24 protein-coding genes are annotated in these 25,237 nt (G+C 27.6%); 3 read left to right on the forward strand and 21 right to left on the reverse strand.

Translation table 11 applies throughout. The features are described 5' to 3' along the window. The first annotated feature begins 53 nt into the window (after positions 1-53). A complete protein-coding gene (locus ACYQ44_RS01490; RefSeq protein ID WP_459994705.1) occupies positions 54-1,157 on the forward strand; it encodes an SLC13 family permease in 1,104 nt (367 codons plus the stop codon). Positions 1,158-1,188: 31 nt separating this feature from the next. Here the strand turns inward: ACYQ44_RS01490 and atpC are convergent, their stop codons facing one another. The 11 genes from atpC to ACYQ44_RS01545 are packed head-to-tail and all read right to left on the reverse strand — an operon-like array spanning position 1,189 to position 8,699. Next, on the reverse strand, positions 1,189-1,584 hold the full coding sequence (atpC, locus tag ACYQ44_RS01495; RefSeq protein ID WP_459994706.1) for an ATP synthase F1 subunit epsilon: 396 nt from the start codon (positions 1,582-1,584) through the stop codon (positions 1,189-1,191). Positions 1,585-1,596: 12 nt separating this feature from the next. After that, positions 1,597-3,006, reverse strand: coding sequence for a F0F1 ATP synthase subunit beta (atpD, locus tag ACYQ44_RS01500; protein WP_459994707.1), 1,410 nt, complete (start codon positions 3,004-3,006; stop codon positions 1,597-1,599). Positions 3,007-3,023: 17 nt separating this feature from the next. Further along, positions 3,024-3,860: an ATP synthase F1 subunit gamma gene (gene atpG / locus ACYQ44_RS01505; RefSeq protein ID WP_459994708.1), complete on the reverse strand. Its 837-nt coding sequence runs from the start codon at positions 3,858-3,860 to the stop codon at positions 3,024-3,026. Positions 3,861-3,874: 14 nt separating this feature from the next. Next, complete coding sequence (atpA, locus tag ACYQ44_RS01510; protein ID WP_459994709.1) at positions 3,875-5,392, reverse strand: F0F1 ATP synthase subunit alpha; 1,518 nt, start codon at positions 5,390-5,392, stop codon at positions 3,875-3,877. A 6-nt stretch (positions 5,393-5,398) separates the two neighbouring features. Continuing rightward, positions 5,399-5,953, reverse strand: a complete 555-nt coding sequence (gene atpH / locus ACYQ44_RS01515; RefSeq protein WP_459994710.1) for an ATP synthase F1 subunit delta — start codon at positions 5,951-5,953, stop codon at positions 5,399-5,401. Continuing rightward, entirely contained in the window at positions 5,950-6,441 is a 492-nt protein-coding gene (gene atpF / locus ACYQ44_RS01520; RefSeq protein ID WP_459994711.1) for a F0F1 ATP synthase subunit B, read from the reverse strand. The genes atpH and atpF overlap by 4 nt, the downstream gene beginning before the upstream one ends. 45 nt (positions 6,442-6,486) lie before the next feature. After that, positions 6,487-6,783: a F0F1 ATP synthase subunit C gene (locus ACYQ44_RS01525; RefSeq protein WP_206528126.1), complete on the reverse strand. Its 297-nt coding sequence runs from the start codon at positions 6,781-6,783 to the stop codon at positions 6,487-6,489. Positions 6,784-6,828: 45 nt separating this feature from the next. After that, positions 6,829-7,653 carry a F0F1 ATP synthase subunit A gene (gene atpB / locus ACYQ44_RS01530; protein WP_459994712.1) on the reverse strand — a complete coding sequence of 275 codons (825 nt, stop codon included), beginning with the start codon at positions 7,651-7,653 and terminating at the stop codon, positions 6,829-6,831. 15 nt (positions 7,654-7,668) lie between these two features. After that, entirely contained in the window at positions 7,669-8,007 is a 339-nt protein-coding gene (locus ACYQ44_RS01535) for a hypothetical protein (protein WP_459994713.1), read from the reverse strand. Further along, positions 7,940-8,233 (reverse strand): AtpZ/AtpI family protein, encoded by a 294-nt coding sequence (locus tag ACYQ44_RS01540; protein ID WP_459994714.1) that lies wholly within the window; start codon positions 8,231-8,233, stop codon positions 7,940-7,942. Before ACYQ44_RS01540 ends, ACYQ44_RS01535 begins: the two co-directional genes overlap by 68 nt. Position 8,234: 1 nt before the next feature. After that, positions 8,235-8,699, reverse strand: coding sequence for a chemotaxis protein CheX (locus tag ACYQ44_RS01545; RefSeq protein WP_459994715.1), 465 nt, complete (start codon positions 8,697-8,699; stop codon positions 8,235-8,237). A gap of 175 nt (positions 8,700-8,874) precedes the next feature. Between ACYQ44_RS01545 and ACYQ44_RS01550 the strand changes: the two genes are divergently transcribed. Next, on the forward strand, positions 8,875-9,897 hold the full coding sequence (locus tag ACYQ44_RS01550) for a 6-phosphofructokinase (RefSeq protein WP_459994716.1): 1,023 nt from the start codon (positions 8,875-8,877) through the stop codon (positions 9,895-9,897). 51 nt (positions 9,898-9,948) lie between these two features. After that, positions 9,949-10,842, forward strand: a complete 894-nt coding sequence (gene ribF / locus ACYQ44_RS01555; protein WP_459994717.1) for a riboflavin biosynthesis protein RibF — start codon at positions 9,949-9,951, stop codon at positions 10,840-10,842. Positions 10,843-10,863: 21 nt separating this feature from the next. Here ribF and fliD read toward each other — a convergent pair whose 3' ends face one another. The 10 genes from fliD to rsmH all read right to left on the reverse strand — a co-directional run bounded on the left by fliD (position 10,864) and on the right by rsmH (position 25,189). Next, a complete protein-coding gene (gene fliD / locus ACYQ44_RS01560; RefSeq protein ID WP_459994718.1) occupies positions 10,864-12,729 on the reverse strand; it encodes a flagellar filament capping protein FliD in 1,866 nt (621 codons plus the stop codon). A gap of 28 nt (positions 12,730-12,757) precedes the next feature. Beyond that, on the reverse strand, positions 12,758-13,132 hold the full coding sequence (locus ACYQ44_RS01565) for a flagellar protein FlaG (RefSeq protein WP_459994719.1): 375 nt from the start codon (positions 13,130-13,132) through the stop codon (positions 12,758-12,760). A gap of 86 nt (positions 13,133-13,218) precedes the next feature. Continuing rightward, positions 13,219-14,058 carry a PHP domain-containing protein gene (locus tag ACYQ44_RS01570; protein WP_459994720.1) on the reverse strand — a complete coding sequence of 280 codons (840 nt, stop codon included), beginning with the start codon at positions 14,056-14,058 and terminating at the stop codon, positions 13,219-13,221. A 13-nt stretch (positions 14,059-14,071) separates the two neighbouring features. Then, the gene (locus tag ACYQ44_RS01575) at positions 14,072-18,052 is read right to left on the reverse strand and encodes a diguanylate cyclase (RefSeq protein WP_459994721.1); all 3,981 of its coding nucleotides are present in this window, start codon (positions 18,050-18,052) and stop codon (positions 14,072-14,074) included. A gap of 16 nt (positions 18,053-18,068) precedes the next feature. After that, complete coding sequence (locus ACYQ44_RS01580) at positions 18,069-20,237, reverse strand: sodium-translocating pyrophosphatase (protein WP_459994722.1); 2,169 nt, start codon at positions 20,235-20,237, stop codon at positions 18,069-18,071. Positions 20,238-20,259: 22 nt separating this feature from the next. Next, entirely contained in the window at positions 20,260-21,366 is a 1,107-nt protein-coding gene (locus tag ACYQ44_RS01585) for an HD domain-containing protein (RefSeq protein ID WP_459994723.1), read from the reverse strand. A 4-nt stretch (positions 21,367-21,370) separates the two neighbouring features. Continuing rightward, positions 21,371-22,333: a DNA polymerase III subunit delta gene (locus ACYQ44_RS01590; protein WP_459994724.1), complete on the reverse strand. Its 963-nt coding sequence runs from the start codon at positions 22,331-22,333 to the stop codon at positions 21,371-21,373. Beyond that, positions 22,308-24,008 (reverse strand): penicillin-binding transpeptidase domain-containing protein, encoded by a 1,701-nt coding sequence (locus ACYQ44_RS01595; protein WP_459994725.1) that lies wholly within the window; start codon positions 24,006-24,008, stop codon positions 22,308-22,310. Before ACYQ44_RS01595 ends, ACYQ44_RS01590 begins: the two co-directional genes overlap by 26 nt. Before the next feature lie 4 nt (positions 24,009-24,012). Then, positions 24,013-24,288, reverse strand: a complete 276-nt coding sequence (locus ACYQ44_RS01600; RefSeq protein WP_459994726.1) for a hypothetical protein — start codon at positions 24,286-24,288, stop codon at positions 24,013-24,015. A 13-nt stretch (positions 24,289-24,301) separates the two neighbouring features. Next, complete coding sequence (gene rsmH / locus ACYQ44_RS01605; protein WP_459994727.1) at positions 24,302-25,189, reverse strand: 16S rRNA (cytosine(1402)-N(4))-methyltransferase RsmH; 888 nt, start codon at positions 25,187-25,189, stop codon at positions 24,302-24,304. Positions 25,190-25,237: the final 48 nt, after the last annotated feature.

Here is a 25,237-nt window from a genome sequence, read left to right on the forward strand (position 1 = left end):
TCCAACCCTGGAGTGAAAAACTCCAGGGTTTTTCTTGATTGGAGAGAATTTAGATGATAAATATTATAACTTTTATAAAAAATGAATTTGTATTCTTTATATTTCTTTTTTTGCTCCTTATTTTATCTATTTTATATCCTCAAAAAATGACAAACTACATATATTTCGTTGATTGGAAAACTATAATAATACTTACTGGATTAATAATAATAACCTCTGGTATAAAAGAGAGTGGTTACCTTTTTTCCCTTGCAAAAAAATTATTACCACTTTTTAATGCAGAAAAATCCCTTGCATTATTCTTAATAATGGTTTCAATAATATTATCAACATTTCTTACAAATGATATCACTTTATTTATCGTTATTCCTTTAACTTTTAGCATAAAAAAATTAATAAAAAATGATATATCTAAATTTATAATATTCGAAACAATTGCTGTTAATATTGGCTCATCTTTAACTCCTATAGGAAATCCTCAAAATTTATTTTTATGGAATAAATGGAATATACCTTTTTATCTATTTATTTTAAAAATGTTACCTTTATTCATAATTTTTCTTTTAACTATATTATTATTTTCATTATTTCTTTTTCCAAATAAAGAAATTGTTTTTTTGGAAAACATAAATAAAAATATTATATTAAAAAAATGGCTTTTTATTATTTCAATATTTTTTCTTTTTTTATATATTATATCTATTGAAAAAAATAATCTTTACTTTGCAATAACTGTTATATTTATATTTTACTCATTATTTTATAGAGATATTTTATTAAAAACAGATTGGTTTTTAATATTATTATTTATAATAATATTAATTGATTTTCATATTATTTCATCAATACCATTTATAGATAAAATGGTGAATTTAATAAATCTTCAATCCAGAAAAAATGTTTTTCTATTCTCTTTAATTTTATCTCAAATAATTAGTAATGTACCTGCAAGTGTTTTCATATCAAAATTTTCTAATAATTGGTTAACTATAGCTTATGGTACAAACATCGGTGGAAATGGTATTGTTATCGGATCTTTAGCTAATATTATTGCATTAAGGTTATCTAAAGAAAAAAAAATTTGGATTAACTTACACAAATACTCTTTGCTTTATTTATTAATAACAACTATAATAACATTTATTTTTGTAATGTGAAAAATAAAAATAAGGAACCTAAAAAGGTTCCTTATTTTTTAACTATAGATATTCTTACCATATTTTTCTCTATTTCTATCTGTGCCTTGGTTTTTTCTGTAGTGCTTTCTGCATGATTTAACTTCTCTTTAGCTAATTCTATTGCTTTCATAGCTGTTTCAACATCTATCTCTTCAGGTCTTTCTGCTGCTGTCGTTAAGATTAACATTTCTTTACCATCCATTTCTAAAATACCACCATGAATAGCAAATAATTCTTCTCTTTCATCCTCTGTTTTTACTTTTAATGGTGAGACTTTAAGTTTAGCAACTATAGGTAATCTATCTGTTAAAACACCCATTCCACCTTCTACTGTTGTAAATTCAGCATATTTTGCTTTAATTTCAGCTTTAATTCCGCTGGGGGTTACTATTTTTAAGTCAAACATTTTACCCCCTCCTTAGACTTTAATTCCCATTTTCTTAGCCTTTTCTAATGCTTGTTCTATTGTACCAACCATATAGAAAGCTTGTTCAGGTATATGATCATATTTTCCTTCTAAAATTTCTTTAAATCCTTTTACTGTATCCTCTATTTTTACATATTGCCCATCAATACCTGAGAATTTTTCTGCTACAAAGAATGGTTGGGTTAAGAATCTTTGTATTTTTCTAGCTCTTTGTACTGTTAATTTATCTTCTTCTGATAATTCTTCAATACCAAGAATTGCTATAATATCTTGTAAATCTTTATATCTTTGCAATACTTGTTGTACTCCACGAGCAACTTGATAATGTTCGTCACCTAATACTGCTGGATCTAAAACTTTTGATGTTGAATCTAATGGATCAACTGCTGGATATAAACCTAATTCCGCTATTTGCCTTGAAAGAACTATAGTTGCTTCTAAATGTGAAAACGTTGTTGCTGGAGCTGGATCTGTAATATCATCTGCTGGAACATATACAGCTTGAACAGATGTAATAGATCCATCTTTTGTTGATGTAATTCTTTCTTGCAATTGCCCTACATCTGTAGCTAATGTTGGTTGGTAACCAACTGCTGATGGCATACGTCCTAATAACGCAGATACTTCTGAACCCGCTTGAACAAATCTAAAAATATTATCAATAAATAATAATACGTCTTTCTTTTGTACATCTCTGAAATATTCAGCCATTGTTAATGCTGTTAAAGCAATTCTAAACCTTGCTCCAGGTGGTTCATTCATTTGGCCAAAAACCAATGCTGTATTTGGTAAAACCCCTGATTCCTGCATTTCTAACCATAAATCATTACCTTCTCTTGTCCTTTCACCAACACCTGCAAACAAGGATAACCCTTTATGTTCAATTGCAATGTTTCTAATAAGCTCCATAACAAGAACAGTTTTTCCAACACCAGCACCACCAAAGAAACCTATTTTTCCTCCCTTTGGGAATGGCGCTAATAAATCTATTACTTTAATACCAGTTTCTAATATTTCTATTTCTGTTGATTGATCCTTAATTGATGGTGGTTCTCTATGAATAGGCCAATATACATTTGCTTCTACATCGCCTCTTTCATCTATAGGCTCACCTAATAGATTAAACATTCTTCCTAATGTAATTTCACCCACAGGTACTTTAATTGGTGCACCTGTGTCAATTACATCAAGGCCTCTTTTTAATCCATCCGTTGAATCAAGAGCTACACATCTAACTGTATTATCTCCAATTAACTGTTCAACTTCTAGTACTAATTTTTTATTTGTATATGGATTAATAACTTCAAGAGCATTATATACTTCTGGTAATTTCCCAGTTTCAAATTTCACATCCACAACGGGGCCTATTATACTTACTAATTTTCCAATATTTTTTTCCACTTATTACACCCCCAATATTATTCTTCCTGCAATGCTTGAGCACCGTTTACTATTTCAATTAATTCTTGTGTAATTGAAGCCTGCCTTGCTTTATTATATGCTAGAGTAAGTTTTTCAATTAAGTTCTTTGCATTATCTGTTGCATTATGCATTGCATTTTTTCTTGCATATAATTCACTAATTTTATTTTCATATAAAATTAAATATGTTTTAGATAAAAGATACAAAAATGCTGCTTCTTCAAATAATTCTTTTGAATCCGGTTCGTATTCAAATCTAGGATCCATAGAACCTTCAAAAGTAATTGGTAACAAATCTACAACTTCTGGTTTTTGAATTAATACATTTTTAAATGCGCCATATACTACTTTTACTTTACCTATATTTTTGTCCTCAACTATATCAAGTATATCGTCTAAAATATATTCTGCATCATGTTGCTTTGGAACATCATATAATTTTGTTCTTGATAATAATAATTTTCCAGTTTGTTTTAATTCTATTTCACCTTTTGAACCTATGTTATAAAATCCTATAAAATCATTAGTTTTTTTAGCTAATTCATTAGCTGTTTTAGCTAATTCTATGGGAAAAGAACCACATAACCCCATATCTGGTGTAATTACTACTATTAATGTTCCATCATTATTGGATGTATATATACTATTTTCAACAGGAGCTATCTTTTTCATTATTTTTTCAGCATAATAAGCATAATCCTTCAACGCCGTAATTTCTTTAACTATTTTATTAGCCTTTGCAGCGGCTACCATTTCCATAGCTTTTGTGATTTTCATTGTTGACTGCGTCGAAGCACGACGTTGTTTAAGAATTCTTAGTTTTCCTCGACTCATAAGATGTCACCACCTTAAGCTTGAAAAGCTGATTTAAAGTCTTCTATAGCTTTTCTAAGCTCCTTATCTAAATCATCATCAATTTTTTGTTTGGTTTTTATTGCTTCTAAAATCGATGGTCTATTAGATTTTAGGAATTGTAAAAATTCTTTTTCAAATTTATTGATACTTTGAGTTGGTATATCATCAAGGAAACCATTAACTCCTGCAAAAACAACAGCTACTTGATCTTCTACTTCCATTGGAACATATTGACCTTGTTTTAATAATTCAGAAAGTTTTTCTCCTCTGATTAATTGTTTTCTTGTAGATTCATCTAATTCTGTTGCAAATTGTGCAAATGCTTCTAATTCCCTATATTGAGCTAGATCAAGTCTCAAACTTCCAGCTACTTGTTTCATAGCTTTTATTTGAGCTGCACCTCCAACCCTAGAAACGGATAATCCAACATTTACAGCAGGTCTTTGTCCTGCATAAAATAAGGAAGGCTCTAAATAAATTTGACCATCTGTAATTGAAATAACATTTGTTGGTATATATGCTGAAACATCATTTGCTTGAGTTTCAATTATAGGTAAAGCGGTTAATGAACCTCCGCCATAATTTTCATGAAGCCTAGCTGCTCTTTCTAGTAATCTAGAATGTAAATAAAAAACATCTCCTGGATAAGCTTCACGTCCAGGTGGTCTTCTTAAAAGAAGGGATAATTCCCTATATGCTGCAGCGTGTTTTGATAAATCATCATAAACCGCCAAAGCATCTTTACCGTTAAACATAAAATATTCTCCCATTGCAGCACCTGCATAAGGAGCTAAATATAATAATGATGCAGGGTCACTAGCGCTTGCTACCACTACTGTGGTATATTCCATTGCACCATATTCTTCTAATTTAGCTACTGTTCTAGCAACAGCAGAAGCTTTTTGTCCAATAGCTACATATATACAATGAACACCTTTACCTTTTTGATTTATTATTGTGTCAATAGCAATTGCAGTTTTACCAGTTTGTCTATCCCCTATTATTAATTCCCTTTGCCCTCTTCCAATAGGAATCATTGTATCAATAGCTTTTAAACCTGTTTGTAATGGTGTATCAACAGGTTTTCTTAAAACTACACCTGGAGCCTTAAATTCTATTGGCCTTGTATGTTTTGCATTTATAGGGCCTTTACCATCTAAAGGTTCTCCTAGAGGATTTACAACTCTTCCTAATAATTCTTCACCAGCAGGAACTTCCGCAATTTTACCTGTTCTAACAACTTTATTTCCTTCTTTTATAAGTTTATAATTACCTAAAATAATAATACCTACATTATCTTCTTCAAGATTTAAAGCCATACCGCTAACAATATCGCCAGTGTCAGTATGTATTTCTACTAGTTCACTTGCCATAGCATCTTTTAAACCATATGCTCTAGCAATACCATCACCAACTTGAATTATCCATCCAATTTCTTTTATTTCACCTGATTCATATGATTTAATGCGTTCCTCAATAACTTTTTCGAGTTCATCAGGATTTATTCTCAAAACAAATCACCCCCGCTTGGAAGCGTACTCGCGTCCGATTTTTTCCAGCATACCTTTTATAGAATAATCAAATACTTTATCTTCTAATTGTAATTGTAACCCACCTATTAAATCTTTTTTTATTTCTGTATCTAATATAGCTTTTCTTCCTGTTTTCTTTAATATTATTTCTTTTAATTCCTCTATAGACTTTTCTTTTAACTCATATGGTGTTAACATTTTTACTTTGATTAATTTCTTTAATTCATTGTTTTTTTGTTCTATTAAAATATAAATCATTGGTAACATCAATTGTCTTTTCTTATAAACTAAAGCTTCAATAAATCTGTTGAAATTAGGATCTTCAATTTCTGAAGATTTTATTATATGCATAGCAATATAATCCTTAGGCAACAAAGGATTTCCTATTAAATCATAAAAAGCTTTATCATTCTGTATTTTATCGGTAATTTTTTTTATTGCAATAACATATTCATCCAATTTATCTAAATTACCTTCTTTGGACAAATATTCCAAAAATGCTTCTACATATCTAGTTGCAATAGATATTGAATTCTTCATAATTTTTCACCCTTATTAAGTGCTTCAAATGCTCTCTTTATTATATCTTCATTAACTTTTTCATCAATATTTTTCTTTAAAATCATAGAAGCAATTGCGACTGAGAGTGAAACAACCTTATTTTGTATATCCTTGAATGCTTCTTCTTTAATTTCTTGAGCTTCTTTTTCTGCTGATGCTATTATTCTAGCTTTTTCATTAGATGCTTCTTCTTTAGCTGTATGCAATATATTTTTTGCTAATTCCTCAGCTTCTTTTATTATATTTTCTTTTTTAGCTCTAATTTCCTCTAACTCTTTATTTGCCATTTGTAATTTTTCTTCAGCTTCTTTTCTCAATTTTTCTGATTGATTTAATTCACTTTCTACAATTTGTCTTCTTTTATCTGCTATTTCAAAAAATGGCTTATATAGCATAACCCATAAGAAATAGGCCAATACAGTGAAACCAACTAAATTTATTATTGATGTAAAATTAATATCTAACACTTTAACACCCCCTTTTATGGGGATTTTTACCCCGAAGTCGTTAAATTATGGTAATACTATTAACATTAATAATGCAATAACTAATGAATATAAACCTGTAGATTCTGTAACAGCCATAGCAAGTAACATACGTGTTGTTAATGTACCAGCCATTTCTGGTTGTCTTGCCATAGCATCCATAGCATGAGCACCAACGTTACCTTCTCCAACACCTGGACCTATAGCTCCAATACCCATTGCTAAACCAGCACCAACAAATTTACCTAAATAATATAAACCTGTACCTAAAGCAGCTTCACTTCCAGATTTTACTATTTCTTGTGCAACTTGTTCAACAGCCATTCTAATCTACCTCCTTATAAAATTTAATTTAAACTATAATTTTTCTTATTCTTCAAGTAATGATCCCATATAAGCTATTGCTAAAAGCGCAAACACAAACGCTTGTATAAGGCCAACGAATATTCCAAAAAATCCCCATAAAAATATAGGTAAAACAAAGTATTTTAACATATAACTAATAATTAAAACCAGTATTCCTCCGCCAAAAATATTTCCAAACAACCTTAAAGAATGTGAAACAGGCTTTGCTAATTCACCAATTAAATTTAAGGGCAATAATAATGGTGTTGGCTCGACAAACATTTTTAGCCAATTTACTATACCTTTTGCTCTTGCTGCAAAAATATGACTAATAATAAGAACCATTACAGCAAATGTTGCATTTGTGTTTAAATCTGATGTTGGAGTATACCATGTATCTGTAAATAATCCTATTTTCAAACCATCACTAACAGGTGACACATTAATTCCAGGCATACCTGATAATAAATTAGCAATTAAAATAAATAAAAATAAAGTAGTTGATATAACATATATTGGCTTTCTATATTTTTTATTTGGAACTGCATCCTCAACCAATTCCCAGAAATAACCTAACAAAGATTCTACTAAAGCTTGTTTCCTATTAGGTATAAGTTCAAATTTTACACCAGTTGCAAATATTATTAAAATAATAATGATGGCTAAAGACATAATAACTGTCATAGGATTTATAGTATTCCAAAAAGATGCATTTTCTCCAAAAGAATATGTCCATCTTAATCCTACTCCTTCTAAATTAGACGATGGAAAGAATATAAAATTTACTAATCCCAATAATACATAAATCAAAAATAATATTAATAATGTTTTCTTTTGCTTTGAATTCATACATATTCCTCCCTATTATTTTGGTGAAATAAGTGCAGCAAATTTCATATTCATAAGACCTAAAAATGTTAAAAATAAACCTTCTTCATCAAACAAACTTCCAACAAACATGATTATACCAAAAAAAGCGTATCTAATTATATAACCTTTTAAAAATTTACGTTTGGGTTTTGTAAATATTGTATTAATCTCCTCAGTTATCATTAATATTCCAACAATAGCTCCAAAACCACCTAGAAATACTAATAATGACTTAATTTTATAAAAATACAACAAACTTAAAAATTCAATTATCGAAAGAATTATTATCTTTATTATTATTTCTTTTGTTTTTCTTTTTAATTCTAAGTTCATTATCTTCTTTTTCCACCTCCTTCAACATTTCCATTATACCATTATATAATCCAGAAATAACACCTAAAAACAAAAATGCTATCTTCCATATTTCAGTTTTTGTTATGGAAGATATTGCAACGCCTATTAGATAACCCATAAATACATTTGCCAATACAGTTAAAGCAAAAAAAAGAATTAAATTTAATCTTGTAAAAATTTTGATATCTATTTTATTATTTCTCATTCTAATTTTTTAAAACAACAAAAAATTCTTCTGAAAACTTATTATCTATATTCATTGGGAATTTTAATGAAATTCCATCTTTTATAAAAATAATATTATTTCCATACATTATTGATGGAGGGGTTATGTTTATTTTATGACCCATTTTTTCTAAATTAATAGCAATAGATCCGGAAATCATATTTCCCAATTCACCTAACGCACTTAACCCCATTTCATCTAACCTTTCTATCGGCATACCCATCATCATATTTGAAACTACTGCTTTTGCTGATTCAACTGATAATCCAATATGAATATTACCATGTAAATCTCCTATAAACCCTATAGTTACAACAACTTCATAAGATCTTTCTTCACCTTTATCTACTACTGGTTTTTGAATTGCAATATCCATATTGTTAGTTGCCATTTTAAATGTACTCGAAAAAGCGTCTAAAATAGAATTTATTACTTTTACATTCATAAAAATCCTCCTTTATGTTTTTCACAAATATTATACAATAAATTTAGCATAATTACAACACTTTTATAATTCATTTTTTTATTATGTAATTTAATATTATAATAAACTCTTTTTTATTATAAATTTTTTCTGGTATAATAAAATCAGAATTTATTTTTTGAGAGGAGTGGGGATAATGAGAGTTGGTATATTGACTGGAGGGGGAGACTGTCCTGGTTTAAACGCTGTTATTAGAGGAATAGTCCATGCTGCAGGAGAAGGTTATGAAACATATGGTATTTTAAATGGTTGGAAAGGTATGTTAACTAAAGAAATAATGAAATTAGATAACGATGATGTAGAGGGAATACATATTTTAGGTGGAACTATTCTAGGAACAGCTAGAACAAATCCTTTTAAAAATGAAGAAAGTAGAGAATTACTTGAAAAAAATTTCAAAGAATTAGGATTAGACGCTTTAATAGCGATAGGAGGTGATGATACACTATCTGTCGCTGCCAAATTATCAAGTTTAGGTTACCCTGTTGTTGGAGTTCCAAAAACCATAGATAATGATGTCTCAAATACAGACTATACCTTTGGATTCCATACTGCTGTTAATGTTGGTGCTGATGCCATTGATAGATTACATTCCACTGCTAAATCTCATCAGAGAGTTATGGTTGTTGAATTAATGGGAAGAGAAGCTGGGTGGATAACTATCGAAGCCGGGATGGCTGCTGGAGCACATTTAATTTTAATCCCTGAGTTTCCAATGACAATAAACGAAATTGTAACCTATGTACATAAAAGAATGAAAGAAAAAAAATATATGATTATTGCTGTAGCAGAAGGTTTTAAACCAACAGAATTAGAACAAGTTGTCGCTGATAAATCAACTATTGACGCTTTTGGCCATATTAAACTAGGAGGTATAGCCCATTATTTAGCCGAAATCATAGAACAAAAGACTGGTTATGAAACACGATCTGTAGTATTGGGGCACTTGTTAAGAGGTGGTACTCCTACTGCATTTGATAGGATTCTAGGAACAAGATATGGTGTAGAAGCTATGAATCTTGTAAAGGAAAAAGATTTTGGAAGAATGGTTGCATTAAAAGGAAATCAAATAGTATCAATACCTTTAGAATATGGAGTTGCAACCAAAAAACTTGTGCCTTTTGAGTATTATAAACTAGCTCAGCTATTTTTTGATTAATATCAATTTTATTATTAAAATTATTTTTTATTATAGAGGTGAAAAATTCCAATGAATTATGCAGTAACTATAGGAACTTTTGATGGTGTCCATAGAGGGCATCAAGTAATAATAAAAAAAACACTAGAAATTGCTAAAAAAAATAATTTAATCCCAAAAGCTTATATAATGAAATATCCTGCAATTAAATATTTTGGCGATTTTAATGGAGTCATATTGCCTTCATACAAAAGAGAAGAAATTTTACAAAATTATGGATTTGAAACAGAAGTTTTTGAACTTCCAGATGTAATTCACATAACCCATGATGCATATTTGGACTTTCTTATAGAGAATGGTATGAAAGCTATTGTCTGTGGCAAGGATTTTACTTTTGGAAAAGAAAAAAAGGGAGATGTTCAATATTTATTATCTCAACAACATAAAAAAAACTTTTTTGTTGAAATATTAAAAGATATAAAAACATCTGAAACTAGAATTAGTTCAACTTTTATTAGAAGAGCTTTAATTGCTGGAAATGTAGATGAAGCAAATTTTTTGCTAGGAAAAAATTGGACTATTGAAGGGCCTGTATATGCAGATCGTCATGTTGGTTTTAGTTTAGGGTTTCCAACTGCAAACATTAATATAAGATACAAAGAAGAGGTATTATATCCTAAATATGGGGTTTATCTTGTAAAAGGTGGCATTAAAGGTTCTTCTCATAAATATTTCGGACTTATGAGTATTGGTTTGAGACCAACTTTTAATGAAGATATTAAAAATCCCAAAGTTGAAATTTATTTTTTAGATTATTTTGGAGATTTATATGATAAAATCATAGAAGTAGAAGTACTAAAGTTTCTTAGAGAAGAAATTAAATTTGATTCCAAACAAGCTCTTATTAATCAGATGATAAGAGATGAAGACAATGCTAGAAGAATTATTAATAATTTAACAAGGTAGGCGTAAGCCTACCTTGTTAAATTATTGTGAAAATGCATTAGCAATCCACGATCCTTGAGCTTGCATTTGGGAAACAGATTGTTCCATTGCTGAAAATTTTTGCCAATAATATGCTTCTTTCCTTTGTAATTGATCAATTAAAGACGTCATCCTTTTTGCAATATCTCTCATCTCAAGCCCTATTGTTCCTGTTGTACCTGATATTTGATCTATTGTTCCTCCAAATTTTGTTGTCTCCCATATATAATCTTTAAACTGAATTGCAATACCTTTGTTATTATCATCTTCATAAGCAAATAATTTCCATACTTCTTCTGCATTATTTTGAATTGCTTCCTTTAATTTATCTTCATTTATTTGAAGAATACCTTTCATAGTATTTTCATACGTTCCACCAGCATCTCCTGAATTTACTCCTATTTCATACAATGAACTATATTCAGCATTTACATCAGAAGTCCATGAAACTACACCATAAGCAATATCTCTTAAATTGTCAAATATATCTTGTAAATTGTCATCTCCTTTTAAAACGCCTTTTATTTTATCTTCCTCAGATAGAGTTGTTCCTTTTTCAGCATTTACTGGTTCTTCATTTAATTTATCATATATATATCCTATAACCTCATTATACTTATCAACAAAATCTTTTATTTGATCATAAGTTGCATCTGTATCTTGAGAAACCTGAACATTTATCCAAGTAGTTGATACAGATTTTAAATCTAACGTAACATTATTATACTCAACTGTATTTCCCCATGTTGTTTTTGTTAAATCTGCTGTCCCATCTCCATCTAAATCTATTTCAACTTCTGCTGCACTACCCGGGATAATAGTTCCTAAATAATTTCCGCCAGCATCAACCCACGATAAATCATCCAATAAATTAGTTTTATTACTACCAGTAGAATCCCCATCTTCTATGTTAATAGACTGGGGTCCTCCTTCTTTATTTCTTATCATAAGTTTATCTTCATTTTCATCATACCAAGCTATAACATTAGCATTTGAAGCATTTATTCTTGCTATTAAGCTACTAAGCGAATCAGTTGAACTAACAGTTATTTCAGTTCCATTTATTCTAATAATTCCTGATACAACATCTGAACTAATATCTGATAAAGTTTTAGAAGTATTAATAGCCCCCGCATGAACAGTGCTTTCAATATATCCTGCAGTAGCGCCACCTGGTACATAATCAGCACCTTCAAGATTAAATACATCTATAAAATTACTAGTATCTGAAGAGTCACCCAATAATATATTGGATACACTCCCCTCCATTCCAGCCTTTTCCTCTATTTTTAATTTTCCATTATTCAAAGAGGCTGTAAAATATGTTGAATTTGTATCAATCTGATTTATAATATCACCTATGGTATCAGTTCCATTAAAATTAATATTTACAGTTTCTAATATATTCCCGGAAGAATCCAAGGCTTTTAATGTAAATGTTCCCGCTATTGGGGTAGTTCTTCCATCTAATTGATAATATTGTGTTGTTAAATCTGGTATATTACCTAAAGTATTATTAGGAGTTAACAATGTTGAAGAGGATAAAGAATTAACTTTAACCTTAAAACTCGTATTACTTGCTGATGTTGATGCTGTTGCAGATAAAATGTTTTCATCACTAACCTGAACTGATTTAGGAATTAATTTACTTTTTAATTTAAATGTTGCAAGAAAATCCCAAAAATCACTTAATTTTGAATCAACTTCTTCCCATGCTTTTTGTTTTAATTGTAATGTTTCAAAATCATTTTGAAGTCTTTCTAATGGTTTTCTTTCAACAGACATCAATTGATCAATAATAGCTGACGTATCCAAACCACTGGCAACTCCTCCAAATTGGAAAGAACCAAGATAACTATTTTCACTCATATTACCACCTCTATTTATGAACGTTTATTTATACACGCTCATCTAAAAAAATCCCTTCTAACTTATCTAACATTTCGGCCATTTTCACAGCTGTTTCTGATGGAATTTGTCTAATAACTTTTTTTGAATCTTTATCAATTATTTTGACTACTACCATATCAGCCTCTTTGTTTACTTCAAATCTTGCTTCTCCTTTGAAAATTTCTTTTAACTTATTTAATTTCTTTTCAATTATTTTTGACAATTCACCAATATCAAGATTTTTAATTGTGTTATTTTCATCTGCCATATTTTCTTTTTTTTCATTATTAACATTTCTCTTATTATTAGATAGATCTATATCTTTGGTAAGTGAATTGATAAAACTAGAAAAATCTCCATTTATCTTGTTCATTTCTCCCATAATTACACCCCCGCAAGAATACTTTGAATATCCATCCCATTGGTCATATTTTTCTAATATAATAATCGTAGATTTTTTCTAAAAATTTAGCTTTTATTGTAATAATTTGTAACAAAATAATTAATTGTGTCCTGAATAACAAAATTTTCCACATATACACCCAATGAAACATATGGCTTATTAGAACCATGATAATCACTACCCGCTGTTACCAAAAGACCATTTTTTCTTGCTAAATCTATCAGAAAGTTCGTATATTTCGGATTACTTGAATAGTGAAAACACTCTATTCCATCCAATCCATAATCCTTTAATTCCTCTACTAAAATTTCCAATTGGGAATTTGATAATCTCAATTTTTTAGGGTGTGCAAGAACTGCAATTCCACCTGATTTTTTTATAGCTTTAATAGTTTTTTTGGGTGAAAATTTAAATCTCTCTATATAACATTTTTTCCCTCTAGTTAAATAAGATTCTATAATTTGGCTAACAGATGCCCCATAACCTTTTTTTAATAAAATTCTTGCTATATGCGGTCTTCCAATAGTATATAACGAAACACCCTCAAGATCTTCTATATCTATTTTAAATCCTTCTTTTTTTAATAATTCTATCATTTGCTTATTTCTTTCTATTCTTTTATGGTATATAGTTTCAAGAATTGAATTTAAATATTCATTTTCTACATCTATATTATATCCAAGAATATCCATCAACGTTGGAAATTCCACATTAATTTCCACTCCTGGTATATATTTTAAATTTATTTTATCAGCAAATTCAATTGCTTCTTTTTGGCTTTTAATTGTGTCGTGATCAGTGATAGAAAGCATTTTTATCCCTAAGTTTTTTGCTTTTTTTATTATTTGTCTTGGCGATAATGTTCCATCTGAAAACGTGCTATGACAATGTAAGTCCAACAACATATAATTACTCCCCTCATATTACTTCGACTCTATTTTTGCCATTAGTTTTTGCCTTATAAAGTGCCTTATCAGCTATTTTAATAAGATTTTCTATTTTGGGATCTTTTTTTATCATATTTATCGAAGATATTCCCATACTAACAGTAATATTTAATTTTGTTTTCTTAAAAAGGGTTATATTTACATTTTTTAATAATCTTTTGGCTATTTTTTCAGCACCTTTTAAATCCGTATTAGGCAAAATAGTTAAAAATTCTTCTCCTCCATACCTACAAACGATATCAAAATCCCTTAAATTACCTTTCAAAGAGTTTACTAATTCAACAAGAATTTCGTCTCCTTTTTGATGACCATATTTATCATTTACTTTTTTAAAATCATCAATATCAATCAAAATAACTGAAAAATCAAATTTATATCTCTCGTATAATCCATACAACTCTTTTAATTTATTTTCCATATACCTTCTTGTGTAAGCTGATGTTAATGGATCTAAAATACTATATTCATAGTGAGTAATTTTATCTAAAATTGAAAATAATACATCTTCAATAATTATTATATTATCTAGAATATTAGCTGCATCTTTTGAATCTAATTCTACATTTTTATTTCCCATATAAATATAATATTTATAATCATCATAATTTGAGGAATATGATAATTTTAAAGGTTTTATTAAAAATTGATCTTTTTCTAAATCCTCTTCATTATTAAAATTAAAATTATATTCAACTTCATAATCTTTGGTAATAACTCTTATTAAAATTTCATTAGCAGGATATGTGTTTTTTATGAAATCTCCTATTTTATCTACAACAAACTTTGGAGATGTTGACCTTAGAAGATCTATAATTAAAGAATTTATCTTTTCATAAGATTTTATTCTTTCAAATAAATCATTATAATTACTTTCAAAATTTATTTTATTAAACGAAAATTCTTTATATATAAATGAGGGTAATTTGAATTTATTTATTAAAAAGTCATTTATTTCTTTAAACTTATTTTTCATAAATAATTCTTCATAAATTTTTTGAGCTTTTCTCAAATATTTTAATGATTTAAATTTTTCTCTTTTTATATTATAAAAATAACCTAGTCCTTCAAACAAAATAGCTAAAGATAATTTTTTATCTTTAAACTCCTTAATTAAGCTTATTGACCATTTTTCAAATTCATCACTAAATTTATATTTTGCTATTTTTTCACTTACAATATATACCATTTCTTCTTTTAAATATACTAAAGGGTTATTTTTATAAAATAACCATGATATATAAATCTTATTTTCATCTGATTCAAAAAGTAATGTATATAAATTCTTAAAAAAATCGTTTTTTTCTATAATTTTTTTATATTTTTTATTTTGAAAAAAAAACTTATTTTTCTCAAAAAATGCTTTTAAAATATAAATATTATCTTTTAAGTCTTTTAGAGTATTTTTTAAAAAAACTTTATCTTTAACATAATCATCTATTTTCCTTATATTGCTTTCTAAATTAGAATAATCCCTACCATATAAAAAGTAATAGTTTTTTATATCATTTGCAAGAAGATAACTATTAAAATCATTATTTACTAAAGAATATTTCTCTGCTTTACTTATTAATTCAAAAAACTCAGATATTTCACCTTTATATAACTTTGTATTTGCTATATTAATCAAAATTCTATTATAAGTATGATAATCTCCTATTTCTTTAGATAATTCTAAAACCTTTTTATTATAAATTTCAGAAATACTTGAATTCAAACTTTCATAAATTATAGCTAAATTCGCATAAACTATTTGTGTTAATCTTTTATAATTAGTTTCAATCGAAATATTAAGAGCTTCATTATAATATTTTAAAGATAATTCGGGCATTGCTGTTTCCATTTTTATACCTAATATATTTAGGATCATCCCATGAATAGTTTTAAATTTAGATAAATTCTTGTGTTTTTCAAATATTTTTTCAAAAATAAGATAAAACTCAAATATTTTATCTTTCTCTAGTTTTGAATAATTCATACTTAAATAGAAATATATATATATACCCTTTTTATAATCTGTTGTTTTTTCATCATTTATCCATCCTAAGAGTAAATCATTTAATTTTTTCTCATCTGTATATTTTAAAAATAAGTCAGCTATATATCCATAAACACTGCTCGCTTTTATTTCTTTTATATATTTTTCCAAATCTTTTGAATATTCGTTTAAAAAATATTTTTTTGAAAGATATATAGCCATAGCAGAATATGGTATTTTGTCTATTAATTTTTCTATTTCGTGAAAACCATAATCGATAAAATTCAAATCTTTCCAATAAAATAATGATTTTTTCATTTCTTTTAAAATAATAGATATAACTGCTTTAATTTTACCAGCATTTTTCAAGTGAAAAATTTTTTCTTTTAATGTTTCATATTTTCTGCTCAAATATATATGTATATTTCTTTTTTCTGTTGGAGATAATAAATTATGAAATAAATCTTGGTAAAACAAATTAAAAAACCTATATTCATTATTTTCTTTTAATAAAATATTTTTTTCAATAGCATATAAAATGCTTGTATCAAAATTTCTCTTCAAATATCCTTCTAAAATATTTATATCTGAAATTTTAAATTTAAATCCTAAAGTTGACAAATATTTTAGATCTTCTTTTATCTCAGATGGAATTTTTAATATTTTTTCATAAACTAAATCTATAATCTTTTTATCCTTAATCTTTTCCGGATAAAATAAATAATGCTCATTTTCAAACTTAATAATACCCAAATCATAAAAATCCTTTATAATTTGGTATATATCTCCAGGATAACCTTTTGATAAATCATGTACAATTTCAATTATTTCTGGGTATTTAATTAAGAATTCGTTAGATAAAATAATTTTTAACAATATTTCAGTTTTTTCTTTTTGAAAAGGCTTTAATTCAATATATTCAATATTATCAACGTTTAATTTCTGATATAAATGGGATATTAATATTATTGAAAAAGGAAAATCAAAGTTTTTACTTAAAATTTCTTCAACGAAATTTTTAAATTTAATATCTATATCTTGATAATCATCCACAATGATTATCAATTTAAAATCTTTTTTATTTTCTCTTAATGTGTCTATGTAGCTCAAAAAATAAAATATATTTAAACTTCGAGGAATATCTATGGTTCCTGAAAAAATTTCTTTAATGCTACGAGATCTAATTACGGTATAATTCAATTCCTTAAACTTAAATTCCATAAAGTCAATTAACCGCGTTTTCCCAACTCTCTGGGGACCATATATGAATATATGTTTTTTTCCCAAAATTTTCAAAATTTTATCTCTTTCATTTTCTCTATCAATAAAATGTGGAATTCTTATTCTTTCATAGCTCTTTTTATAAAAATTAAACACATTTAATAAAATCATGTATAAATCATGAACACACTCTATATCTTTATTTATTAAATCAAGAAATTTTTTCATTCTATATGTTTTTCTAGAAGACACTCTATATAATTTTATAGCTAATTTTTTTAATATTTCAATAACACCATCTTCATCATTTTTTTCATTAATGATTATTTTTTCATTTTTTTGAGGTACAAAAAAAAATGGCATCATAGTAACCTTGTTATTTTCATCTATATATATATCATCTAAACAAATATAAGGAATAATAATATTCGCAGAATGTGTAATCCTATCAATAATATCATACACAGTATATAATATATAATAATATTTCTTTTCATCAATTTCACATTCTGTTATAGGTATTTCATTCCAATATTCTGTGTATATATAATAATTATCTTCTTTAATCTCTATTTTTTCAGGTATTAATAAACCAAATTCCTTAAAAAATTCTAGTTCTTTAGATATTTTTAAAAAGTAATTATAATAAAAACTTTCGCTTTTCGTTATTCTTACACGAAAAGTTTTATTATCAATTATATTTAAATATTCTTTACCAAATATACTTTCCCGTAAAAAAACATGAAAATCTTTCAATTTAATCCCCCTATTACTAAAATATATGATATACTTTAAAGATTGAAACTGTAATTAAAGATGTAACAGCCATTATTTTTATTAATATATCTAGAGAAGGACCAACTGTGTCTTTTAATGGATCGCCAACAGTATCTCCAACAACTGATGCTTTGTGTGCATCCGTACCTTTTCCTTCACCTTCAATATTTCCATTCTCTATATATTTTTTTGCATTATCCCAGGCTCCTCCTGAATTTGCCGTATAAATAGCTAACATTACACCACTAAAAGTAGTTCCCGCTAATAATCCTCCAACAAAATCAGTTCCAAAAACAAAGCCAGAAATTAAAGGAGTTAATACAGCAATTAATGCAGGTATCTTCATCTCTTTCAATGCGCCATCACTACTTATTTTTATACATCTATTATAATCAGGTTTAGCTTTTCCTTCCATTAAACCTGGTATTTCTCTAAATTGCCTTCTAATTTCTTCAACCATTTTTTCTGCAGCATTTACCACTGCATCTATCAAATATGCACTAAAAAAATATGGTAATGCTGCACCAAAAAGGGCTCCTGCTATTGTTTTAGGACTAATAAGATTGATATTTAAAAAACTTTTTAGATCAACTTGCATAGATGGATTAATTTGCGAATAAACAAATGATGCAAATAATGATAATGCTGCAAAAGCTGCTGACCCTATAGCAAAACCTTTACCTATAGCCGCTGTTGTATTACCTACAGAATCAAGAGTATCTGTTATTTTTCTAACTTCTGGATTTAATTCCGCCATTTCACTTATTCCACCAGCATTATCGGCTACAGGACCATAAGAATCAACAGACACTGTTGCTGCTACAAAAGAAAGCATCCCCATAGCCGCCATTGCTACTCCATATAATCCAGAAAAATAATTTGAAATCAATATTCCAAACATCAACATAAATACAGGATATAAAACACTTTTCATTCCTAATGCCATACCTTTTGAAATTACAATAGCTGGACCACCTTTTGCAAATTTAGCTAATTCTTTTGTAGGTTTATACTTATCGCTTGTATAATACTCAGCTAATAACCCAATTAATATACCTGAAATTATTCCTACAATAGCAGCTAACCATGGCGAATACAATCCAAATCTAAAGTTCATTAATTCTAATTCTTGTTTTGGTAAATCTTTTAAATAAAATATACTTAAAAAATAAGTAAAAATTATTGTTAATATTGCAGATGTAAATAATGATATATTAAGTTCCTTATGTGGATTATCAGAACTTTTTTTAAATATTACATATAATATTCCTATCATTGCCCCAACAAGTCCTAAAATAGTAAAAAATATAGGATATAACGACAATTTATACGTTGTAATATATGAAATATCTTGTATATCTTTTGAAATTAAAAAACTTGCATATAAAACCAACACTACTGATGAGATTATTGCACCTATATAACTTTCTAATAAATCTGCACCTAATCCTGCAATGTCTCCAACATTATCCCCAACATTGTCTGCTATAGTTGCTGGATTTCGAGGATCATCCTCTGGCAATGCCAATTCAGTTTTTCCTACCAAATCTGCACCCATATCTGCAGCTTTAGTGTATATTCCGCCACCAACTCTATCAAACATCGCTATAATAGAACAACCTAAAGCGTATCCAGATACTGTCATTGCAAAAGGTATATAACTTATCCCCAACCAATTTCTTACTACTATAATATTTTCTTTATCCAATTGACCTCTCCAAATACCGAATATTATATAAACTAGTATTAATCCAAAAAGAGCAAATCCAGCAACCGAAAGCCCCATTACACTTCCACCTTGAAATGCTACCTTAAGTGTTTTTCCTAAATCTTTTGTTGTTCTTGCGCTATTTGAAACCCTGACATTAGCATATGTTGCCATTTTCATCCCAACATATCCCGCACTACCACTCATCAAAGCTCCCATTACAAAAGCTAATCCTACATTTATATCAGTTACAATTCCTAAAACAATTGTTATAAATACCACATATAAGCTTATTGCTTTATATTCATGATTCACAAATGTTTTAGCACCCTCTCGAATTGCAAGAGCCACTTCTTTCATTTTTTCGGTTCCCTCATCAAGTTTTAATACTGAATAATAATTAAATGCTGCTAAAGCCAATGCTATTATTGGAACTATAATAGAATAATATAACACGTTTCTCCCCCCTTTTCACTAATTAATTAAAAAATGTAATTTTCTCTATTTCATCAATTAGATCATAAATAAAATCAAATTTAAATTTTTTTAATTCTTTTTTCATACTAAAAAAAGCCTCTCTAAATAGTTTTTGAGAATTTCCTGCTTTTATTTCTATTGCACACTCTAACATCGCATTAAACAAATCAGAAGCTCTTACATATTTCCCATATTCATTATCAAAAGGATTAATCATATACTTTTTTAATTTTTCAAAAACTCTCTCTGTATCTTCATCATTTTCTAACCATTCATTTAACATTTCTTCTTCTATGTCTGAAATAATGTCTTCCAGTCCTCTGACTTTCTTTTTGGTTGGAGTAATAACATCTCCTGTAAAAGCTTCTGGGAAATCATGCAAAATGCTTGCTATTATGATTTCATCAATAAGCTTTTTTTTAGTACTCATTTCTTTTTTAGAATTATTTAAAAAATAAAATATTATCGAAGAAGATACAACCATAAAAGTATGGGCAGAGACTGAACTTTTTACATTCCTATGATTTTTATTCCATCGATACATTGTTGCCATTCTAGTAGTGGTTTTTAACACATAATTTAAAATGCTTTCTAGTTCATTTATATATGGTAATTTTAATCTTAAATTTCTTAATTTCTTTTCAGTTTCGATTTTAGGCTTCTCATAGTATTCTGGAAAAACTCTACTGTTAATTTCCATTTCCTTTAAAGATACCATTAAATCTATAAAGTTAGCATATTTTTCAAATCCTTCATCATAATTAGTTTCAAAAAATTGAATAATCATATTATTTTTCAATTCCATATAACTTTTTTGAAGTACTTTACCCCAAATTTTTTCATCTTTTTTTAATATCCTTTTTTTTGTATCCAAAGAAACATCTGATAAAATTATTTTTGGCATTTCTTTAAATATTTTTGCTCTAATATTTTTTTGTATTGAAAAGTTTTCTCCTTTTTTGTTTAAAAATTCTATAGATATCAAATCAAGCAATAAACTATGAAATACATTATCAGCTTCAGTAAACCTCAACAAAGCTGGCCTATTATTCCAACGATAAATAGTAAAAAGATTTGTTAATTCATAAATACTTTTCCCTAAACCCATTTTATCACCTACAAACTTTTTGGATAAGATCTAGTAAAATTATTTCTTTCTTTTCACCACTTTTTAATAATCTATCGTATTCTTCTAATCTTATAATAATATCCATTACATCTTTTTTAGAATAAGAAAGGGAATGGTTTGCATAAAAAATCTTTTCATTTTTAAACTTTACACCTAAGAATTTTTTTACTCTCATTTTGGAAACATTTGTAATCTGAGAAATTTTTTGCACTTCTGGCCATGAAAATTTCTTTTTAGTTTCCACATTAATTATAACACGATATAAATCAAAAAAATATTTAAAAAGATAAGATAATAGAAAATTAATATTAAAATCCGGAGATTTCAAGAAAATTTCAGCTTTTTCAACAACTTCTTCTTTGCGTTTAGATGATAATAAATAAGCAAATTTTTCGAAATCTATATTTGAATAAGAAAAACCTATTTCTTTGACATCCTCTTTTTTAATAATTTCATCAGAATAAATAGATAATTTTTTTATTTCTTCAAACAAATAATTATCATCTGTACCATAAATGCTCAATATATATTGTATTGCCTCATCTTCAATTTTTTTATTAAAAAAAACAGCTATTTCTTTTATATAATCATTCCATTTATTTTCTTCCCAAGATTTGGGTAATGAACATTCGATAATTTCATCAAAGTTATATTTTATTTTTCCATTACTAATAAATATTATTTTTTCAATACTTTCTGAAGTAATGTCTTTTAAACTTGACAATATCTCTTCTTGATCCTTCTTACTAAATTTATCAAAATTGTATATTAAAACATTCTTTTTATTTCCAAAAAGCGCGTTAGAAAACAAATTATTTTTTATCTCTTTTATAGCATCCTTATCATTTGATGAAATTTTTATTATATCTAAAGTATAATCTATTAATTTTTTTATAACCATTTCCTTTTTTATATTTGAATCACCGTATATTAATATTTGTTTCATTTTTTTCATCTCCTAAATATAGAATTACATAATCAATATTATTTATCTTAGCTGAAACATCTGGATATTGCTTCATAACGTAATTTCCTTTACCAGATAAAATTATCTTTTCTTCATCAATACCTAATATTTTCAAAATAAATATTGCTTCTGATAAATCTGTATTTGTTAAATCTGGCAAATAATCTTTCAAAACTTTCACTTTATAAGAATTGGTATATTCCTCCAATCTATAAAATATATTAGTAGCTATAGGCGCAGCAACTTCACCACCATAATATTCTTTTTTTGGATCATCAATAATAGAAACAATAGTATACTTTGGTTTAGATGCTGGGTAAAAGCCCACAAATAATGAATAATATTTGTCTGAATATCCTTTTCCTGATATTGCTTTTTGTGCAGTACCCGTTTTTCCTGCTATTAATACTCCCGGTTTATAAGCTTTTCTTGCTGTTCCCTTAAGCATTGTATATCTTAACCAATCCTTCATAAGATCAGCTATCCCTGGTGAAAATACTTGATAACTTTGAGGTGTTTCATTTTCTAAGAATGTTGGTTTAACATATTTTCCTTCATTTGCAAAAACATTGAATATTGATACTAACTGTATTGGAGTTACTCCAATTCCTTGACCTATAGCAATTTGATAAGGAGTTATTTTATACCACTCATTCGGCTTATTCAAAGAACCAGAAATCTCTTTTTTAAATTCAATTCCTGTTTTTTTGCCAAATCCCATTTGCTCTAATTTATTATATAACCATTCATTAGAAAAATTATTCATTATTGCCTCCATAACTTTTACAGCAGCAACATTCGAGGAATATGCTATAGCATCTTTTGCATCAAGGTTAGTAAAATAATGCCCTTCTGCTTCCCCGATAGTAAAATTAACATCTGGAACAGGAGATATGGTTGGAGTTAATTCGAATTTCTGATATGGTGATATCAAACCTTCTTCAAGAGCAATAGAATAAATTATCGGTTTCATAGTAGAACCAGGTTCTATATACCCCATAAAAGCCATATTCCACGGATAATGAGACACAGCTGCTCTTATTTTACCTGTTTTTGTTTCCATTATTATCACAGTTCCGCCTTCTGCATTTTGGACATTAATCATATTAGATAATTCTTCATAGGCTATTTTTTGCATTTTTAAATCTATTGATAATTTTATTTCATTTTGATTTAATAACCCCTTTTCAAATAAAAATGGTTCAATACCATATTCCGTTTTATTTTTTTCACCTATGTTTTTTCTTAAATCATATGAAGTATTGTAATTTCTTTCATATGTTTTATATATATTTACATATTTTAATATATTCCTAGAAATATATGTTTTCAATTCTAAAATATCCTGGAATCTCCCCAACAAAACATAATTTTTCTGATAATCAGAATCTTTTAATAAATTATCTAATTGTATTTTTAAATCATTTAATTTATTTCTTCTTTTTATAGTTTTTAAGTCTAACCAAGCTTCATATACAACCTTGTCAACAGCAATAATGCGACCCTCTCTATCTGTTAAGGTCGCTAACTTTTTACCATTTTCATTTATTTTATTATTTGCATTTAATGTATACGGTTTTAAAAATAAAATATAGGATATTATTGTTAAATATAGAAAAATTATTATGAGAAGAGTTAAGCGGTTACGAAACACAAAGCTAATCTTCCTCCATTATAATAAGCGCCTGTTTAAAAAATTCTACTTCAGTGCTAACTGTTTGAATTTTTGTATTAATATCAGAAATTCTTGTATCAAGTGCTGACACATTATTCTTTAGAGTTTGAATTTTACTACCAATATTCAAAGTGGCTATTATAAAACCAATCAAAACTATTATTAAGAGTGAAAATATTACAAAAGTAACTGAAATCCCTTTAACACGACTCAATGTTTGTTGATTCATTATTGGTAAAATTTTAAGTCGTTTTTCCATAATTTAGCCCCCTTTAAATCCGTTCGGCCACCCTAATTCGAGCACTCCTTGCTCTTGGGTTTTCATTTATTTCTTCCTCTTTAGGTAATATCGGCTTTTTTGTCAAAAGCTTTAATTTTTCATGATTTCTAAAAAAATTCTTAACAATTTTATCTTCTAATGAATGAAACGAAATGACACAAATCCTACCGCCATTATTTAGAAATTCTGGGAATTTTTCTAGAGCCGTTCTAATATTATCGAATTCTCTATTAACTTCTATTCTAATAGCTTGAAAAGTCTTTGTTGCAAAATGTCTGCGTCTTCTATATCTTTCTTTTGGAGGTAATGCTTTTTTTATAGCTCCCACCAATTCAAATGTAGTATTTATAGGACGCGAATTCACGATACTTCGAGCTATTTTTCTTGCAAATTTAAATTCCTCACCATATTCAAAAATTATTTTTGATAATTGTTCTTCAGAATATTCATTAACCACATTCCATGCAGTAAAATCCGTATCAGGATCCATTCTCATATCTAATGGCTCATCTTTCATAAAAGAAAAACCTCTTTTTTCACCTTTCAATTGAAAGGTAGAAACACCCAAATCCATTAAAAAGCCATCTACTTTATTTATTCCTAAACCATGTAAAACAATATCTATATCTCTATATGATGCTTTAAAAAATTCTATTTCATCTGTAATTTCCTTTAATCTTTTTTCTGCTATTTCAAGAACTTCATAATCCAAATCAACACCTATAATTTTAGCTTTCCCATTAGTTTTTTCATAAATCGCTTTAATATGGCCACCTTCTCCTGTAGTACAATCTACATATATTCCGTCTTCTTTTGTTATTAAGAATTCTAAAACTTCATTAACCATCACGCTTTTATGGTAATCCTCATATTTGCGCATATAACACCTCTTAACTTTTTTTAATAATTAGGATATATTCTCTAAAAA

The sequence above is a fragment of the Marinitoga arctica genome (assembly GCF_054657315.1).

Bases quoted from the DNA above. Each gene is read 5' to 3' on its own strand.
- ACYQ44_RS01490 (WP_459994705.1), top strand. From the start codon at position 54: ATGATAAATATTATAACTTTTATAAAAAATGAATTTGTATTCTTTATA.
- atpC (WP_459994706.1), bottom strand. From the start codon at position 1,584: ATGTTTGACTTAAAAATAGTAACCCCCAGCGGAATTAAAGCTGAAATT.
- atpG (WP_459994708.1), bottom strand. From the start codon at position 3,860: ATGAGTCGAGGAAAACTAAGAATTCTTAAACAACGTCGTGCTTCGACG.
- atpH (WP_459994710.1), bottom strand. From the start codon at position 5,953: ATGAAGAATTCAATATCTATTGCAACTAGATATGTAGAAGCATTTTTG.
- ACYQ44_RS01525 (WP_206528126.1), bottom strand. From the start codon at position 6,783: ATGGCTGTTGAACAAGTTGCACAAGAAATAGTAAAATCTGGAAGTGAA.
- atpB (WP_459994712.1), bottom strand. From the start codon at position 7,653: ATGAATTCAAAGCAAAAGAAAACATTATTAATATTATTTTTGATTTAT.
- ACYQ44_RS01535 (WP_459994713.1), bottom strand. From the start codon at position 8,007: ATGAACTTAGAATTAAAAAGAAAAACAAAAGAAATAATAATAAAGATA.
- ACYQ44_RS01540 (WP_459994714.1), bottom strand. From the start codon at position 8,233: ATGAGAAATAATAAAATAGATATCAAAATTTTTACAAGATTAAATTTA.
- ACYQ44_RS01545 (WP_459994715.1), bottom strand. From the start codon at position 8,699: ATGAATGTAAAAGTAATAAATTCTATTTTAGACGCTTTTTCGAGTACA.
- ACYQ44_RS01550 (WP_459994716.1), top strand. From the start codon at position 8,875: ATGAGAGTTGGTATATTGACTGGAGGGGGAGACTGTCCTGGTTTAAAC.
- ribF (WP_459994717.1), top strand. From the start codon at position 9,949: ATGAATTATGCAGTAACTATAGGAACTTTTGATGGTGTCCATAGAGGG.
- fliD (WP_459994718.1), bottom strand. From the start codon at position 12,729: ATGAGTGAAAATAGTTATCTTGGTTCTTTCCAATTTGGAGGAGTTGCC.
- ACYQ44_RS01565 (WP_459994719.1), bottom strand. From the start codon at position 13,132: ATGGGAGAAATGAACAAGATAAATGGAGATTTTTCTAGTTTTATCAAT.
- ACYQ44_RS01570 (WP_459994720.1), bottom strand. From the start codon at position 14,058: ATGTTGTTGGACTTACATTGTCATAGCACGTTTTCAGATGGAACATTA.
- ACYQ44_RS01585 (WP_459994723.1), bottom strand. From the start codon at position 21,366: ATGGGTTTAGGGAAAAGTATTTATGAATTAACAAATCTTTTTACTATT.
- ACYQ44_RS01590 (WP_459994724.1), bottom strand. From the start codon at position 22,333: ATGAAACAAATATTAATATACGGTGATTCAAATATAAAAAAGGAAATG.
- ACYQ44_RS01600 (WP_459994726.1), bottom strand. From the start codon at position 24,288: ATGGAAAAACGACTTAAAATTTTACCAATAATGAATCAACAAACATTG.
- rsmH (WP_459994727.1), bottom strand. From the start codon at position 25,189: ATGCGCAAATATGAGGATTACCATAAAAGCGTGATGGTTAATGAAGTT.